This window comes from Amycolatopsis sp. AA4 (assembly GCF_002796545.1).
In the GTDB taxonomy this organism is placed as follows: domain Bacteria; phylum Actinomycetota; class Actinomycetes; order Mycobacteriales; family Pseudonocardiaceae; genus Amycolatopsis.
This window is the reverse complement of the sequence record NZ_CP024894.1, coordinates 5977554-5993977: the sequence shown is the minus strand read 5'-3', so window position 1 is coordinate 5993977 and position 16424 is coordinate 5977554. Positions and strand designations below refer to the sequence as shown.

The following is a 16424-nucleotide window of genomic DNA, read 5'->3' as shown; positions in this document are numbered from 1 at the left end:
CTCGGCTCGGTCAAGCCGGGGGAGCGGCCTCGGCTTCCTCGACCATCTCGACGAGCTCGGCGACGTTCTCCCGGGCGCCCTCGTTGCCCGGGAACCATTCTTCGACCGCGGCCGGCAGCTTCTCCCGGATCACCTTCATGATCTCCGCGGCCTGCTCCGCGGAATAGTTGCCGAGCGAGAAGAACGCGTAACCTCCGGCCACGAAGTCGCGCAGGTCCGCGGCCAGCGCCGGGTCCTCGACCTCGTCCGCGATGAACCCGAGGACCCGGCGCAGCAGCCCGCGGCTCGGCATCCAGTCGAGGAAGTCCAGATCGGCCTTGCCCGGCGGATCGACGATGAAATCAGCGGACACGGGTCACCTCGCGAGGGAGACGGACGGTTCGGAGACGGGGGCCTCGCTCAGCCAGGACCCGGCCGGAAATCACGAACGGCCCGCCGGCGAAGATCGTCGGCGGGCCGGGTGACCATGCTGGTGGGCGATACTGGGATCGAACCAGTGACCTCTTCGGTGTGAACGAAGCGCTCTCCCCCTGAGCTAATCGCCCGTTGTGCAACGCACCAGCCTGGGGTGGGCTGGAGTGCGCGATACTGGGATTGAACCAGTGACCTCTTCCGTGTCAGGGAAGCGCTCTCCCGCTGAGCTAATCGCGCTTGCTGCTGTGCAACGTGTCGTAAACATTAGCGGACGCCCCGGCGCCGCTCGCACCGGGGGCCCGTTTATCGGAGTGTGCTGGTCACTGTCCTGCGTGGACAGTCATGCGCACGCCGTCGGCGAGCCGGTAGGGGCGGGTGTCGACGATGGCGCCCAGGAGGCGGCGCAGGCGCGAGACCTCGGCGCGGACGGTGACCAGGTGTTCGGCGTCTCCGTAGAGGGCGTGGCTCAGCGCGACCGCGGACAGGCCGTCGCGGCCGGCTTTTTCCAGGCGGACCAGGATTTCCGCGTGCCGTTTGGTGATCGGGCGGCGCCAGCCGGTGTCGCCGGCCTGGAGGCTGAGCAGCGGGGCGGGCGTGAGGTCCAGGTCGAGCCGCACGGTGCGGGCGGTGCTGGCGGGGCGGACGAGCCAGCCGTCGGCGATGGGTTCCGGGAGGCAGGCGCCCAGCCCGGGGACGGCGACGACCTGGCCGGCCTGGGGAGCGGCGATGCGCTCGCCCGCGGACACGCCGACGCTGTGGGCGACCCAGCCGTCCTCGTCGACGACCAGGGCGGGGCCGGAGGACAGGACAGGTTCAGCCATTTGGCGCAGTCGTTCGAGGCGCTGGCGGTGCGTGCGCCACAGTTGCGATTCGGCCAGCCGCTTGCCGGTTTCGACGAGGGCGCCGATGGCCGGGTGCAGGGTGAGCGCGGGGCCGCTGACGTCGATGACGCCGAGGAGTTCGCCGGTGCGCGGGTCGTGGATCGGCGAGGCGGTGCAGTACCACGGGTGCTGGTTCTGCTCGAAGTGTTCGCCGGCCAGCAGCTCGATCGGCGCGGCTTCGGCCAGCGCGGTGCCGATCGCGTTCGTGCCGACGCGGGCTTCGGTCCATTCCGAACCTTCGATGAAACCCAGCGTGTCCGCCTTGCGCCGGACGGCGGACGAGCCTTCGCGCCACAGGATGATGCCGTCCGCGTCGGTGACTACCAGGAGCATGTGCGCCGAATCGGACGTCGCGCCGACGACCTGGCGGAGGTCTTCGATGACGTGCCGCAGCGGGGAGCCGTGCCGGCGGCGTTCGACCTCCTCGCCGGGGACCGAATCGCGGGCGTTCATCCCGTCCGCGGTCAGGCCGAGGCTCAGCACGCGGGACCAGGAGCGCGAGACGAGCGGACGCGGCGGCACCGCCGGACGGCTGCCGCCGATGACCGCTTCGTGCATCCGGACGAGGTCGCGCGCGTGGGTGGGCAGGTTGCGGCCCGGAGGCACCGCACTGTGCACCACCACAGTCACCTCCCGCACCATCGCGTCAGCGGCCCAGCATAGGTGACCTGCGCCGACGTTGTCATGCCTCGGCGCGTGCAACTCGCTGCAACCCTTGCCGCCCGGCTCGCCCGCGGAGTGTGATCGGCGCTACACCACCGACGACGCTGGCATCGCGAGCAGATGGAGGAGCCATGACACAGACGGTCGACCGGATCGCGCAGGCGAGCACGCCGCAGGCCCGGGTCGAGGACTGGCTGGCCCGGTTCGAGGCCGCGCTGGCCGCCCGCGACATCGAGGCTGCCTCGGCGTTGTTCGCCGTCGATTCCTACTGGCGCGACTTGGTTTCGTTCACCTGGAACCTCAAGACCGTCGAGGGCAGGGACGGGGTGGCCGGCCTGCTCGGCGGCTGCCTGGAGGCGACGGACCCGAGCGGATTCCGCACCAGCGAACCGGCCACCGAGTCCGGCGGCGTCACCGAGGCGTGGATCGAGTTCGAGACCGCCGTCGGACGCGCGAAAGGGCATCTGCGGCTGAAGGAAGAAGGCGCGTGGACGCTGCTCACCAGCCTGCGCGAGCTGAAGGGCTTCGAGGAGTCGCAGCGGGAACGGCGGCCCAAGGGCGTCGAGCACGGCGTGGTCCGCGGCCGCCGGTCGTGGGCGGAGAAGCGGGCGGAGGAGCAGGAAACGCTCGGCTACGAGCAGCAGCCCTACGTCGTCGTGATCGGCGGCGGACAGGGCGGGATCGCGCTCGGCGCCCGGTTGCGCCAGCTCGGCGTGCCCTCGCTGGTGGTGGAGCGCAACGACCGGCCCGGCGATTCGTGGCGCAAGCGGTACAAGAACCTCTGCCTGCACGACCCGGTCTGGTACGACCACCTGCCCTACCTGCCGTTCCCGGAAAACTGGCCGGTGTTCGCGCCGAAGGACAAGATCGCCGACTGGCTCGAGATGTACACGCGGCTGATGGAGGTGCCGTACTGGACGCGTTCGGCGGTCACCTCCGCGGTCTGGGACGACGACGCGAAGCAGTGGCACGTCACGGTGGACCGCGACGGCGAGCAGGTGGTCCTCACGCCGCGGCACGTCGTGTTCGCGACCGGGATGTCCGGCAAGCCGAATCTGCCGTCGTTCCCCGGGATGGACGAGTTCCAGGGCGACCAGCACCATTCGTCGCAGCACCCCGGCCCGGACGCGTACGCGGGCAAGAAGGCGGTCGTCGTCGGGTCGAACAACTCGGCGCACGACATCTGCGCGGCACTGTGGGAGCACGGCGCGGACGTGACGATGGTGCAGCGTTCGTCCACGCACATCGTGAAGTCGGATTCGCTGATGGACCTCGGCCTCGGCGACCTGTACTCGGAACGAGCGCTCGCCGCGGGCGTCACCACCGAGAAGGCGGACCTGATCTTCGCGTCGATCCCGTATCGGATCATGCCGGAGTTCCAGATCCCGGTGTACGAAGCGATCCGCGAGCGCGACGCGGACTTCTACGCCCGGCTCGAAGCGGCGGGCTTCAAGCACGACTGGGGCGACGACGGGTCCGGCCTGTTCATGAAGTACCTGCGCCGCGGTTCCGGCTACTACATCGACGTGGGCGCTTCGGAACTCGTCGCCAACGGCAGCATCAAGCTCGCGCACGGCCAGGTCGACCACCTGACCGCGAACTCGGTGGTGCTGGAGGACGGGACCGAACTGGAAGCCGACGTGGTCGTGTACGCGACCGGCTACGGCTCGATGAACGGCTGGGTCGCCGACCTGGTCGGCCAGGAGACCGCGGACAAGGTCGGCAAATGCTGGGGCCTCGGCTCGGAGACGACGAAGGACCCGGGTCCGTGGGAGGGCGAGCAGCGCAACATGTGGAAGCCCACCCAGCAGGAGGGGTTGTGGTTCCACGGCGGGAATCTGCACCAGTCGCGGCATTACTCGCTCTATCTGGCGCTGCAGCTGAAGGCGCGCTTCGAAGGCTTGGAGACGCCGGTGTACGGGCTGCAGGAGGTGCATCACCTGTCTTGACCGAGTGCCGGAAAACCCGGTGGCTGCGCTCGGCGCGGGCACCGGGTTTTTCTTACGGGGGCTACCATTCGGCTGTGGTCGAAAAGGTCGCCTCGGATCAGCTCGGCTTCCTCGCCGTCCACCTGACCCAGTGAGGACGAGCGATGACGCGTATTCACGACCTGCTCCGCACCGCTCCGGCGGACGCCGTCGGCTGGACGGCCGGTTCCCGCGACATCCGGTTCGCCGAGATGGACGCCTGGTCGGACCGGATCGCCGCCGATTTCCTGCGGCGGGGCGTGCGGCGCGGCGACCGGATAGCGGTCAACGGGCGCACGACGCCGGAGTGGCTCGCGGTGTACTTCGCCGCCGCGAAGACCGGCGCGGTGGTCGTCGGGCTGAGTCCCCGGTACCGCGAAACCGAATTCGCGCACATCCTCGCCGATTCCGGCGCGCGGCTCGTGGTGACCGAACCGGCGGCGGGCGACGTCGATTTCCTTGCCCTGCTGGGAAACCTCGAGCTGCCCGGCGTTTCCGTCGTGACCTTCGCCGAACTGGGCGCCGGGGAGCCCGGCGAGGCGGTGAAAGCCGCGGCGGCGGAGGTCGAAGCGGACGATCCGATGATGATCATCTACACCTCCGGCACCACGGGCCGTCCCAAAGGCGCGACACTGACCCACCGCGGCCAGCTGGCGTCCGCCGCCGCGGAGTCCGATCACCTCCAGCTGAGCCCCGACGACGTGTTGCCGGTGGCCGTTCCGCTGAATCACGTCAGCGGGATCACCTGCTGTGTCCTGTCCGCTTTGGTCGCGCGCAGCCGGACGGTGCTGCTGCCGTCGTTCGACGCCGGAGCGGCCGCCGATCTGTTCCGGACGGCCGGGCTGACGATGTGGGTCGGCGTGCCGACGATGCACACGCTGCTGCTGAATCACGAGCGTTTCGCCGGCGTCGACACTTCGGCGATCCGGGTGGTCGTGACCGGTGGCGCGAACGCGGAACCTGCTTTGCTGCAACGCCTTACGGCTGCGTTCCCGAACGCGACTGTGATGAATCTGTACGGGCTGAGCGAAGTTTCCGGGGCTGTGGTGATGACGCCGTGGAATGCCGGCACGGAAGCGACTGAACGCTCTATCGGAGTCCCTTTCCCTGGCGTGGAAGCGAAAATCGCGGCTCCGTCCGGAGAAGCGCTGCCGGTCGGCGAAACCGGCGAATTGCTGTTCCGGACCCCGTCGATCATGGCTGGCTACCACAATCTGCCGGAGGAAACCGCGGCCGCGGTCGACGCGGACGGCTGGCTGCACACCGGCGACATGGCCCGGGCCGACGAGCACGGCTACCTGACACTGCACGGCCGCGCCAAGGACATGTTCGTCCAAGGCGGCTTCAACATTTATCCGGTCGAGGTCGAGAACGTCCTCGCCGCGCATCCCGGAGTGCTGCTGGCGGCCGGGGTCGGCGTGCCCGATCCGGTGCTGGGGGAGATCGGCCGGTATTACGTTGTCCCGGCCCAGGATTCGTCGGTCACCGAAGCGGAACTGAAGGAGTACTGCGCCGGGCAGGTGGCGGATTACAAGGTCCCGCGCCAGATCGTGCTTCGGGACAGCCTTCCGCTGACGCCGTCCGGGAAGGTGCAAAAAGCCGCCCTGCGCGCGGAAAACGGCTGATCAGGCGTTCGCCGCCACTGCCTCCTGGATCACCCGCGCGGCGTCGGCGAACGCGTCCGGGTTCGGTCCGGCGTAGTTGAGCCGGATGAACCGTCCGGTCGGCTCGGCGGGAAACCATTCGTCGCCGGGTCCGATGACCACCCCGGCGGATTCGCAGTCGCGGACCACGCGCGACAGGTCGACGGTTCCAGGCAGTCGAGCCCAGAGGTTCAACCCGCCCTGCGGCACGGATTCCACCCGCACCGCGGGCGCGTGCTCGCGGAGGCCGGTGAGCAGCAGGTCGCGGCGGGTCTTGAGCTGGTGCCGGACCCGCCGCAGGTGGGTGCGCCACGCGGGCTGGGTCACGACGTCGAGCGCGACGGTCTGCAGCACCGTGCTGACGTACATCGATTCCGCCAGCGTATCCACGAGAATCCGGTCGCGCGCCGGGCCGCGGGCGATCAGCGCGGCGACGCGGATCGCCGGCGAGACGCTCTTGGTGAGGGAGCGGAGATAGACCACGTGGCCGTCGTCGTCCCGGCCGGCGATGGGCTGGGGTTCCGCGGTGATGCCGAAATCGTGCGCGGAATCGTCCTCGATCAGGAACGCGCCGTGCCGGCGGACGGTGTCCAGGACCCGGTCGACCAGGTCGGGCTGCCACAGCGCCCCGGTCGGGCTGGCGAAACTGGGCTGCGCGTAGAAAGCCCGCGCGCCGGTCTGTTCGAACGTCCTGGCCAGCACCTCGGGGTCCGGTCCGTTCGGGCCGCTCGGCACCGGCACCACCGCGACGCCCGCTTTCGTCGCCGCGAGGATCGCGCCCCAGTACGTCGGAGACTCCAGCAGGAGCGGCTGCCCCGGCCCGACCAGCGCGCGGAAGGCGGTGACCAGGCCGCTTTGGCTGCCCGGCGTGATCACCACGTCCCGCGGGGTCACCGGGGCGATGCCCGCCGGGGTGGCCGCGCGCAGTTCCGCGGCGAACCAGGCCTGCAGTTCGGGAACGCCCGCGGTCGGCGGCCGTCCGACCAGCGCCGCGGTCCGCGCCGCCCGGGCGAACGCGCTCCGGACGAGGCGCTCCGGCAGCAGTTCCGGGTCGGGATAGCCGGAATGAAGCGCTACTGAGTCGGTGGATACCGGCTGCAGCGACGCGGGCTGGTTGAGCAGCCCGTGCCCCGGGGTGCCGAGCGCCGCGGTCTGCCAGCCATAGTCGCCGGACCCGGTGGCGGGCGCGGCACGGACGAACGTGCCGACTCCCGGCAGGCTTTCCACCAGTCCTTGGGAAGACAGGGAGCGCAGTGCTTTCTGGACAGTCACCGGACTGGCCGAGTACCGCGCGACCAGCTCCCGCGAGGACGGCAGTTTCGCTCCGGCCGGGGCGGTGGCGATCCACTCGCGCAGTGTCGAAGCGATCCGGGAGCTGCTATCGTCGGACATGAAACTGAAGGATAGCGCTACTCTCCCGGAAGCACCGGCGCTACCCCGGGCCGGTCTCTGGTGGGGACTGCTCGGCGTCGCGGCGTTCTCGTTCACCGTGCCGTTCACCCGGGTCGCCGTCGAAAACGGCGGCCTCTCGGCGATGTTCATCGGCTCCGCGCGCGCAGCGGTCGCCGCGGTGCTCGCGACCGTCGCGCTGATCGCCACCAAACAACGCCTTCCGCGCGGCACCCAGTGGTTCCGCCTGGCCGTCGTCGCGGGCGGAGTGGTGGTCGGCTTCCCGATGCTGACCTCGTACGCGCTCACCACCGCCTCCGCCAGCCACGGCGCGGTGGTCATCGCGCTGCTCCCCGCCGCGACAGCCGTAGTAGCGGTACTCCGCACCCACGAACGTCCACCCGCGATTTTCTGGGCACTTGCCGCCGTCGGCGCCGTCGCGGCGGTCGGCTTCGCTGTCCTGCAAGGCGGCGGCCTCAGCGGAGTGCAGTGGTCGGACGCGCTGTTCTTCGGCGCCGTGCTGGCCGCCGCGGTCGGTTACGCGGAGGGCGGGTTGCTGGCGCGGGAATTGGGTGCGTGGCAGACCGTTTCGTGGGCGCTGGTGGTGGCGTCGCCGTTGATGGTCGCGTTGACCGTCGTATCGATGGCTCAGCACCCTCCACATGCGACAGTGGGCGAGTGGGCCGCTTTCGCCTACCTGGCGGTGGTGAGCATGTATCTGGCCTTCTTCGCGTGGTACCGCGGGTTGGGGCTGGGGCCGATGACGCAGGTCAGCCAGGTGCAGTTGGTGCAGCCGGTGCTGAACCTGTTGTGGGCGGCGGTATTCCTGGGCGAGGAGCTGACCTGGCAGACCATGCTGGGCGGGTTGGCGGTCATCGTCTGCGCGGGGAGCGCGGTGCGGGTGCGGACTGCTCGGGGTTAGGTCCAGCAGTCGCGGTCAGGCAGCTGGAGCCAGACGTCGGGGGGCCCGGTGACTGAGCGGTTGTCGGTGGGGCGCAGTCTGCCGGATCAGGCGGGTGTCCGGTACGCGCGACCCAGATGATCCTGAAGCCGCACATGGCGAAACTGGTACACCGCCCCCGCCTGCCGCAGCACCCCGCGCTGGTACGCGTCGTCGAGAAACGCCGGCACCGCCCACGGCAGGCGGCCGGTCAGCGGGAGCCAGATGCGCGCCAGCAGCACCCACTGTCCCCAAGCCGTGAACGCCAGCACGTAAGAAAGCCCGCCGCCCAGACCGCCGACGGCGCCGATCAGCAGGCCGGACGACAGCGGCCACCGGAGCGGACCGAGCGGGCCTTGGAGAAGTTCGACCAGCAGCCGCCCGCCGAAAGCGATCGCGAGGGCGACTGCCGGCACCAGGATGAGCAACTGGCGCAACGCCGTCGTGCGGTTCGTGGCCAGCAGGCCGAGCGGGGTGGCCGCCGATCCGACGTCCAGAGGGATTTCCAGCGCGGCCATCAGCCCGAACACCAGTCCGGCCGAGAGCCCGAAGACGAGCCCGTAGACGAGGGTCGGCACGAGCATTTTCTCGACCAGCGACTTGCCGTCCGGCGGGAATCCGAAGAGCAGGCCGTGCAAAGCCGTGTTGACCGGGCCGTATCCGAGTCCGATGACGAACCCGCCGAGCAGCGTGGCGCCGAGGCGGGAGGTGTAGGCGCGGAAGAACTGCCTGCCGGTCCGATGTCGTCCTCGCAGCCGGATCTGGACGCGCGACGGTTCGATTATCCGCCCGCGGCACACGATCGTCAGTCCGTGGACCAGCCCGAACGCCAGACCCACCATCGGGCCGATCAGGAGCCCGTCCATCAGGCCTGCGCGGAAGGTGAACGCGGTGCCGCGATCGATGAGGTCGAGCGGGACGAAGACGAGCCAGTTCAGCACCGCGATGGCGAGCGTCGAAGCCAGCACGACGGCGAGGATTCGCGACGACCGCCGCAGCGAACTGCCCAGCTGCCACCACGCCAGGTCGTGCTCGTCGAGGTGACCGACGTGCTGGGCCAGATATCCCAGCCACCGCTGGGCGCGTTCGGGATCCCAGCTGCGGAGCGGGCGGGCGATGTGCGGGGGCCGGTGCTGGTAGACGGTGGGCACGAAGCTGGCGAGCAGGTGGTCTTCGAGCGCCTCCGAGGTCGGGAACCGGGCGGGGTCCAGCAAAACCGCTGGGTCCCGGCCGTCGCTGTAGACGGTTCGCGCGAGAGTCACCATCAACGGCGTTCTCAGCGCAGCGGCGAGGTTTCCGTCCGGAGCGGCGCGCAGTTCGGCGAGCACCGGGTCCCACAATTCTCCGGCGCGGGAGGACGTGCGGGGCAGGTAGTGGGCGACGTCGGCGGGAGTCAGGTCGAGCAGTTCCACACCCGCGGTCGAGGTCGGCACGTCGGTCGCGGCGACCGCGGTCGCGTATTCGACGGGACGGCTGGTCAGCAGGAACGGCAGCGAGGTGGCGCCGAGCGCGGCCAGCGCGGCGGCGTGCAACCCGGCGGCGAGTTCGTCGAATCCGTCCAGAACCGGGAGCACGCACCCGGTTTCGACCAGCTCGGCGGCCAGGGGACCGGCGAGGCCGGGATAGTCCGGGTAGTCCTGCGGCAGGCGTTCGATCAGCCAGTCCCGCAGCGTGCTGGCCGTCGGGTCCCACGTGCTGACGTTGAAGACCGCCGGCACCGGCTCGGCGGCGGTGCGCGTGCGGAGGTAGCCCAGCACGAACCGCAGCGTCAGGATCGTCTTCCCGGAACCGGCCCGGCCGAGGACGACCAAGCGACCGGACGGGATCCGCCGGTAGACGTCCGCGATGCCGTCCAGTTCGCCGTCCAGGTCCAGCGGTTCCGCGACCCCGCCCGGCCGGACGCCGCGGATGTTGTCCCAGCGATCGGTCAGCCGCGGCGAAGCCCGCTGCCAGCGCACCGGCAGCGGGAAAGGATCGTGGACGCGGCGCTGCTCTTCCTCGCGTTGCCAGCGGGAAGCCACTACTCGCGCGAACTGGTCCGCGGCTTCCGACAGCGCGCTCCGGAGCCGCGGCGGCCCGGCCTCCGCCGGCGCCTCTTCCGGCGCGGGGGAGACGCCGAACTCGGCCAGCAGCGCGCGCTGCTCGGCCGGCGTGGTTCCCAGCGCGTCGGCGATCAGTTTCACGGTGCCCATCCGCGGATCGACGGGACGGCCGTTCTCCAGCCTCCGGATCGTGCTGACGCTGACGCCGGAACGTTCGGCCAGTTGCTCTTGCGTCAGCCCCGCCTGCCGCCGCGTCTCCCGCAGCAGAACGCCGGCCCGGCTCGTCACCGCGGAGACCCCCCACTTCGCGTCCGCTTGCCCCGCAACGAGCTTACCGCGCGGACCGGTCATCTCTGACCGGCTTGTGCTCTGGTGCGGTGACCTGCGGGAACCCGACGATGATCGGCACCGGGTCACCTCGTCATCGGAGAAACATGGCCGCCGATTTTCGGTACTGGTGCGGCGAATGCGGCTACCGGACACCTTGGCTCACGCAGGCGCAGAGCGCCGAACAGCGGGCGCGGCACTACGCCCGGTGCCATCCCGGCGTTCCGCCAAGGGGGCAGGCGGAGCGCCGCCGGTCGGACAGCGGCGGCATCGGCTGTCTGGTGCTGGTGGGGGTGCTGCTGCTGATCGTCGTGGCGGTGGCGGTCTGGCGGTACCAGGCGAGGTGACCCCCTTTCGACTTTCGAGCAGAGGAGAATTCGTGCGCAGACTGAGACGGGCAGTTTCGATCCTGGCGAGCGCGGCCGCCGCCGTGGCGCTGGCCGCACCGGCGTCCGCGGCCGACGCGCACGCCGACACCCAGGCGGTCCTCAACGGCTACCAGTCCCACGCCGGACCGGGCGCGGCCGTCTACGCGGGCAACGCGTCCGGGTCGTGGCAGCTGTCCGCGGGCAGCGCGACGATCACCGGCGCCGCGCGGCCGCTCCGGCCGGACGAGCACTTCCGCGTCGCGAGCCAGACCAAGACCTTCACCGCGTCGGTGGTCCTGCAGTTGGTCGACGAGGGCAAGGTCGTGCTCGACGCGCCGATCGAGCGGTACCTGCCCGGGCTCGTCGACGGCAACGGCTACGACGGCAACCGGATCACCGTCCGGCAGCTCCTCCAGCACACCGCCGGAATCCCCGCCCCGGATGTGCTGGCGTGGGCGCAAAAAGCCGCCGGATTCGTCAAACCGGACGGCAGCATCGGCCTTCGCGACCTCGTCCAGGTCGGGCTGCGGAACTTCCCGCCCGCCTCCGCGCCGGGCGCCGGCGTGCTGTACTCGAACCTGGGCTACCTGATCAACGGCCTGCTGATCGAGCAGGTCACCGGGATGTCCGTCGGCGACGCGATCACCGCGCGGATCATCGACCGGCTCGGCTTGGCGCAGACCAGTTTCCCGCGCGCGGGCGACCGGTCCCTGCCCGCGCCGTACCTGCCCGGGTACCGCGGCGTCCGGGCGGGCCCGTTCTTCTTCTGGACCGAGACGACGTCGGCCCCGGTCGTCTCCGAACCGTCGATCGAAAGCTCGGCCGGCGCGATCGTCTCGACCCTGGCCGACATGTCGACCTTCTATCGCGCGCTGCTCGACGGCAAGGTCGTCTCGCCGGCCGCGCTGGCCGAGATGCGCCGGACGATCCAGGTGCCGGTGCACGATCCCGCGTACGTCGGCTTGGGCCTCGGCCTGCAGGCCATCACGCTGTCCTGCGGCGGCGAGGCGTGGTTCCACAACGGCATCGCGGCGTCCGGCTACACGTCGTGGACCGCGGCGACCGACGACGGCCGGTACGCCGCGATGATGACCAACGCGTGGGAGGAGACGAGCATCCGGCCCTCGCCTCTCGACGTGATCGACTCCGCTCTCTGCGGCAGCAGGCAGTGAACCCTACGAATCAAGGAGCGTGCGTGCGCACCCGACGTTTCCTCGCCGTGCTCGCGGCGATCGTCCTCGCGGTCACCGGGACGGCCAGCGCCTCGGCCGAGCCCGCGAAACGGGTCTTCAACTCGATGCAGATCCTGTTCGACCTGAGCACTCCCGACCATTTCTGCACGATCGGGGCGGTCGGCACCGACAAGTACGACCGGAAGATCGCGATCTCGGCGGGACACTGCCTGATGGACCCGCCGGACCGGCAGTACTCCGACCGGGACATCCCGGAGAACATCGAGCCGGTCTACGACCGCAACGACACCGGATTCGGCCCGATCGGCTACGTGCGGTACTTCAAGAACCGCGAGGGCTCCATGACGGGCCACCCGACCAAGGATTACCTGATCATCGAGCTGGTGCCGTCGGTGACCCTGTCCTCGCAGGGGCCGTACCTGAAGCAGACCGGCGAGCTGGAGGTCCCCGACGGCCAGCCCAGCCCCAACGCGCTCAACCCTTCGCTGGCCAGCGAACGCCTTCTCGGCGCCGCGCTGAACAACAACAACGAACTCGTGGTGTCCGGTCAGCTCGGGGTCTGGTACGGCCGCGTCACCAACAACTCCAACGGCGTCTACCAGTCCTGGGCCAAGCACCAGGCGAACGACTCCGGCGGCCCGGCGATCTGGCACGTGCCCGGCACCGAATATCCCGGACAGGGCAACAACTTCCAGGCAGCCGGTCCGTGGGCGGGCATCACCAAGGCGATCATCCTGGGCATTCCGCAGTACGTCTACACCAGCTCGGCGAACATCCTCGCCGACCTGCGGGCCCGCGACGCCGCGCACCCCGGCACCTACGGCGCCGGCTTCCACGTGACCCAGAACCCGTGATCCCCGCTACCCGGAAAGTGACCATGAGACTGTTGCTCAAGCGCGTGCTGGTGTCCGCCGCGGCGGCGATGCTGGCCTTGACCAGCCCCGCCGCCGCCCACGCCGACACCCCCTCCGTGCCGACCTTGACCGACGGCTTCGGCCTCACCCAGGTCGGGACCGCCCAGGGCACCGCCACCAACTTCGTCGTCACCGTGACGACCCCGGCGGTCGCGGGGCAGCACCACATCCGCGTCATCGTCCCGAGCAGTTATTACGCCGAAACCGCCAAGCGCTACCCGGTGTTCTACTTCCTGCACGGCGTCGGCGACGATCCGGGCAACCCGAATCTGGCGTACCCGGCGATGCTGGCCAGCCAGAAGATGATCACCGTGATCCCGGACGGCGGACTGCGCGGCTGGTACACCGACTGGGTGCGCCAGGACACCGCGGCCGGGGCGCAGAACTGGGAAACCTTCCATCTCAACCAGGTGATCCCGTTCATCGACGCCAACTTCCGCACCATCGCCGCGAAATCCGGCCGGGCGGTCGGCGGCCTCTCGATGGGCGGCTTCGGCGCGCTGCACTACGCCGAGGACCGTCCGGAGTTGTTCGCGCAGGCCGTTTCGCTGTCCGGCGCGATCGACTTCAACCTGTACTGGGTCCGCACGGCGATCCGCGGCACGTTGTCCAACGTCGGGTTCGCCATGTCGGGCACGTCCGGTTCGGGCGAGGGCGCCGGCGGCAGCGGGTTCGGCCCGGCCGTGCCGACCGATTCGGCGTTCGGCTCGCTCAACGAGGCGGGCGACATGTCCGCGGCGCTGGCCCGCGGTCCGGTCGTGAACGCCGGAAAGCTCGCCGGCGTCGGGGTTTCGCTCTACACCGGGTCCGGCAACGGCAACCCGGTCAACGTCCTCCTCGACGAACCGGCGTTCGCCGAATCGGTCACCGAGGCCGCGCAGCAGAACATGAAGGCGGCTTTGGACAAGGCCGGACAGCGTTACTACGCCGTGGATTACGGCAACGGCAAGACCTGGGGACCGAACTGCCAGGGGAAGCACACGGCCGGATGCTGGGGACAGGATCTGGCCGACTACCTGCCGCGGCTGGAGCAGGCTTTCGCTGCCGCGTAAGGGAATGCTGGGGGTGCCCCGGACGGATGCGTTCCGTCCGGGGCACTTGTTTGTCCCCGGGTGCCGGAGGTTCGGGCGGGTCGCGGTGCCGGGCGCATGCCCTCGGATCCGGGACTGTCGACCGGGGTGATGCGCGAGGTCGCGACTGTCCCGCGGCTGGAGTTCTCCGGCGTCGAGCCAGCGGGAGTAAGCCCTACTCGTCCGCACCTGCCCTGCGACCGCGAGGCCCAGTCGCAGCGGATCGGCGGTCGGCCATGACACTAACCGTTGCAAAATACTAACCGTTGTTGTTAAGTTGGCGGCATGAGAGCAGTGCGCTTCGCCGCTTACGGCGGCCCCGAGGTCCTCGAACTGGCCGACGTCCCCGAACCTCACGCCGGCCCCGGCCAGATCCGCGTCGCCGTGCGAGCGGCGGGCGTGAACCCGCACGATTGGCGCACTCGCGAGGGCCAGTTCCAGCGGATCCGCCCGCTCGAGCTGCCCTCCGGAGTCGGCCAGGACGCTTCCGGAGTGGTCGACGAGGTCGGCGAGGACGTCACCGACATCGCGGTAGGGGATCCGGTGCTGGGCCGAGGCTCGAACACCTACGCCGAGTTCGCCGTGCTGAATTCCTGGGCGCGCCTGCCGTCCGGTCTGACCTTCGCCGAAGCGGCCGGGTACCCGTCGGTGGTCGAGACCGCGCTCCGTGTCCTCCGCCTGGTCGGTGTCCAAACTGGACAAACGTTGCTGGTGAGCGGAGCGGCGGGCGGAGTCGGGTCGGCGGTTCTGCAGATCGCGCGCGACCGGGGGATCAAGGTGATCGGCACGGCCAGCGCCGCGAACCAGGACTACGTGCGCAGCCTGGACGCCATCGCGACCACCTACGACGAGGGCTGGGTCGACCGGGTGCGCCAGCTGGGCCAGGTCGACGCCGCGCTGGACCTCAACGGCGCCGGCGTGCTCCGCGGTCTGCTGGACCTGACCGGGGATCCGGAGAAGGTGATCACGATCGCCGACCTGGAAGCCCCGATGCTGGGCATCCGGTTCGCCGGGGTGGGCGGCGACATGAGGGAAGCCCTGGCCGAAACGGTGACCCTGATCGAGCGAGGGAAACTCCGCATCCCGGTCGACAAGTCCTACCCGCTGTCCGAAGCCGCGGCGGCACACGCGGACAGCCAGGCCGGACACACCCGCGGGCGGCGGGTTTTGCTGGTCTGAGCCTCACGGCGCGAAGGGGCGGCACCGGGCTTGATCGGTGCGCCCCTTCGGGTTGCATTCGCGGACCCCTTGCCGTGCGGAAGATCCGGTGCCGGCGATCCTGCCGATGGCAATTTATGCGGCCGCAGGTAGCTAGGCACCGGTGAATTCAGCCGATTCCGGTGACCCGCCGCACTTCGTCTGCGATCACGTGGGCGAACCGTTCGTGCGAGGGCACGCTGAAGTGCGTTCCGTCGGCCCCCGTCTCCGTGACGGCACCAGCATCGACGAACGCCGCACCGCGCGCCGCCGCGAGCTCCGCGAGCGGCCCGGCCAACTGCTCCGCTTTCTCGGCCGAGGTCCTGTCGTAAAAGGCCCCATTGACCTCCGCGAAATCCGGCGCGGTGACGTCGATCCGCGGCGGCGACACGAGCACCACCTTCGGCGGACGCTCGGCCTCCGTCCACCCGTATGCGGCGACGTCGTCGAGGAGCCCGGCGATCGCGGAAACCACCTCCGCCACCGTGCGCTCGAACTGGATCTTCAGGTCATTGGTGCCGAGCATCAGCACGACGACATCGAGCGGATTGTGGCTCAGCAACGCGGGCAGCAGGTAAGTCCGCCCGTTGCGGCCCGGTCGGTCCATGGACGCCGGGTAGTCGAAATCGGTCGTGCGGCCGCCGAGGCCTTCCTCGACCACGTGGTATCCCTCGTCGAGCAGGGTCGCCAGCCGGCCGGTCCACCGGATCTCCAGTGGCCACCGTCCCAGGTAGCCTTCCTCGGAACGCTGGCCGTAGGTGTTGGAATCGCCGTAGCAGAGCACGTTGATCATGCTGCTTCGCAACGCTTTCTCCGTTTCGTCATTCCCGCCTTGCTATTCGCGGCGGGACGTTCAGAAGCCAAGGGGATGATCGGAAAGCCAGTCAGCGTGACGCCGTTTCAGCCGATCGCGTTCGCCGGTCGTGGGCAACAGCACGTCGGCGCCTCCGTCGTACGGATGATGTATGCGGTCGAAGGACAAACTGGCGATCATCACGTTGGCAGCGACGTCGTCGGCGACAGCGCGGAGCAGGTCGTCCGCAAGACCGGTCCGCCAGGATCTGCGCCTCACGAACAAATGCGTGTACCTGATGAAGTCCGGGTCGGTTTCATTCTCGTCGGTGCGCAGGCTCGTCCAGTGCCGGGCACCGGGATTCCAGAGCGCGTGCTGCGCGGACAGCACCGGGGGCGCGGAGGAGCCCGACCAATCGGTAGTCACTATCCAAACTTCCTGCTCGCGGAACAACTCGTCCAAAACCGTGTTGTAGCGGTGGAGCACGATGTCGTACTCAGCGTCGGCAGCGGGATAGCGTTGAGACTCCGGCAAACTATGAAACCGGACCCATCGGTCGCGGTAAACATGCTTCAGCCGATGAGCCACCGGAGGACACTCGGGCCATTGCCGCCACCAGCGCG

15 protein-coding genes and 2 tRNA genes are annotated in these 16424 nt (G+C 69.6%); 9 read left to right on the top strand and 8 right to left on the bottom strand.

Features of this window, described 5'->3' with window-relative positions; translation table 11 throughout:
• Positions 1-10: 10 nt before the first annotated feature.
• The 4 genes from CU254_RS27755 to CU254_RS27740 all read right to left on the bottom strand — a co-directional run bounded on the left by CU254_RS27755 (position 11) and on the right by CU254_RS27740 (position 1925).
• Positions 11-352: a hypothetical protein gene (locus CU254_RS27755; RefSeq protein ID WP_009081373.1), complete on the bottom strand. Its 342-nt coding sequence runs from the start codon at positions 350-352 to the stop codon at positions 11-13.
• A 118-nt stretch (positions 353-470) separates the two neighbouring features.
• Positions 471-545: transfer RNA gene (locus tag CU254_RS27750), tRNA-Val, on the bottom strand.
• Positions 546-579: 34 nt separating this feature from the next.
• Positions 580-651: transfer RNA gene (locus CU254_RS27745), tRNA-Val, on the bottom strand.
• An 83-nt stretch (positions 652-734) separates the two neighbouring features.
• The gene (locus CU254_RS27740) at positions 735-1925 is read right to left on the bottom strand and encodes a GAF domain-containing protein (RefSeq protein WP_199786003.1); all 1191 of its coding nucleotides are present in this window, start codon (positions 1923-1925) and stop codon (positions 735-737) included.
• A gap of 164 nt (positions 1926-2089) precedes the next feature.
• Here CU254_RS27740 and CU254_RS27735 point away from each other — a divergent pair, with 164 nt between their 5' ends.
• Complete coding sequence (locus tag CU254_RS27735; protein ID WP_009081368.1) at positions 2090-3907, top strand: NAD(P)/FAD-dependent oxidoreductase; 1818 nt, start codon at positions 2090-2092, stop codon at positions 3905-3907.
• A gap of 143 nt (positions 3908-4050) precedes the next feature.
• Positions 4051-5550, top strand: coding sequence for a class I adenylate-forming enzyme family protein (locus CU254_RS27730; RefSeq protein ID WP_009081366.1), 1500 nt, complete (start codon positions 4051-4053; stop codon positions 5548-5550).
• Here the strand turns inward: CU254_RS27730 and CU254_RS27725 are convergent, their stop codons facing one another.
• Positions 5551-6960: a PLP-dependent aminotransferase family protein gene (locus CU254_RS27725; protein WP_009081362.1), complete on the bottom strand. Its 1410-nt coding sequence runs from the start codon at positions 6958-6960 to the stop codon at positions 5551-5553.
• On the opposite strand from CU254_RS27725, the gene CU254_RS27720 reads away from it, so the two are divergent.
• Positions 6959-7879 (top strand): DMT family transporter, encoded by a 921-nt coding sequence (locus CU254_RS27720; RefSeq protein WP_037715042.1) that lies wholly within the window; start codon positions 6959-6961, stop codon positions 7877-7879. The two genes, CU254_RS27725 and CU254_RS27720, sit on opposite strands and share 2 nt — an antisense overlap.
• 86 nt (positions 7880-7965) lie before the next feature.
• On the opposite strand, the gene CU254_RS27715 is transcribed toward CU254_RS27720, so the two are convergent.
• Complete coding sequence (locus CU254_RS27715; protein ID WP_037718067.1) at positions 7966-10227, bottom strand: helix-turn-helix transcriptional regulator; 2262 nt, start codon at positions 10225-10227, stop codon at positions 7966-7968.
• Between the two features lie 146 nt (positions 10228-10373).
• Between CU254_RS27715 and CU254_RS44370 the strand changes: the two genes are divergently transcribed.
• The 6 genes from CU254_RS44370 to CU254_RS27690 all read left to right on the top strand — a co-directional run bounded on the left by CU254_RS44370 (position 10374) and on the right by CU254_RS27690 (position 14990).
• Positions 10374-10613 carry a hypothetical protein gene (locus CU254_RS44370; protein ID WP_037715040.1) on the top strand — a complete coding sequence of 80 codons (240 nt, stop codon included), beginning with the start codon at positions 10374-10376 and terminating at the stop codon, positions 10611-10613.
• A 32-nt stretch (positions 10614-10645) separates the two neighbouring features.
• Entirely contained in the window at positions 10646-11806 is a 1161-nt protein-coding gene (locus tag CU254_RS27705) for a serine hydrolase (RefSeq protein ID WP_037715037.1), read from the top strand.
• Between the two features lie 23 nt (positions 11807-11829).
• Complete coding sequence (locus tag CU254_RS27700) at positions 11830-12681, top strand: hypothetical protein (protein ID WP_037715034.1); 852 nt, start codon at positions 11830-11832, stop codon at positions 12679-12681.
• Between the two features lie 23 nt (positions 12682-12704).
• Positions 12705-13793, top strand: coding sequence for an alpha/beta hydrolase family protein (locus CU254_RS27695; protein WP_009081354.1), 1089 nt, complete (start codon positions 12705-12707; stop codon positions 13791-13793).
• A gap of 96 nt (positions 13794-13889) precedes the next feature.
• Positions 13890-14051 (top strand): hypothetical protein, encoded by a 162-nt coding sequence (locus CU254_RS43270; RefSeq protein ID WP_159396485.1) that lies wholly within the window; start codon positions 13890-13892, stop codon positions 14049-14051.
• Between the two features lie 45 nt (positions 14052-14096).
• Positions 14097-14990 (top strand): NADP-dependent oxidoreductase, encoded by an 894-nt coding sequence (locus CU254_RS27690; RefSeq protein WP_009081350.1) that lies wholly within the window; start codon positions 14097-14099, stop codon positions 14988-14990.
• A gap of 148 nt (positions 14991-15138) precedes the next feature.
• Here CU254_RS27690 and CU254_RS27685 read toward each other — a convergent pair whose 3' ends face one another.
• Both CU254_RS27685 and CU254_RS27680 read right to left on the bottom strand, forming a co-directional pair.
• Entirely contained in the window at positions 15139-15813 is a 675-nt protein-coding gene (locus CU254_RS27685; protein ID WP_199786002.1) for a GDSL-type esterase/lipase family protein, read from the bottom strand.
• 48 nt (positions 15814-15861) lie between these two features.
• On the bottom strand, positions 15862-16389 hold the full coding sequence (locus CU254_RS27680; protein ID WP_199841229.1) for a hypothetical protein: 528 nt from the start codon (positions 16387-16389) through the stop codon (positions 15862-15864).
• Positions 16390-16424 lie beyond the last annotated feature (35 nt).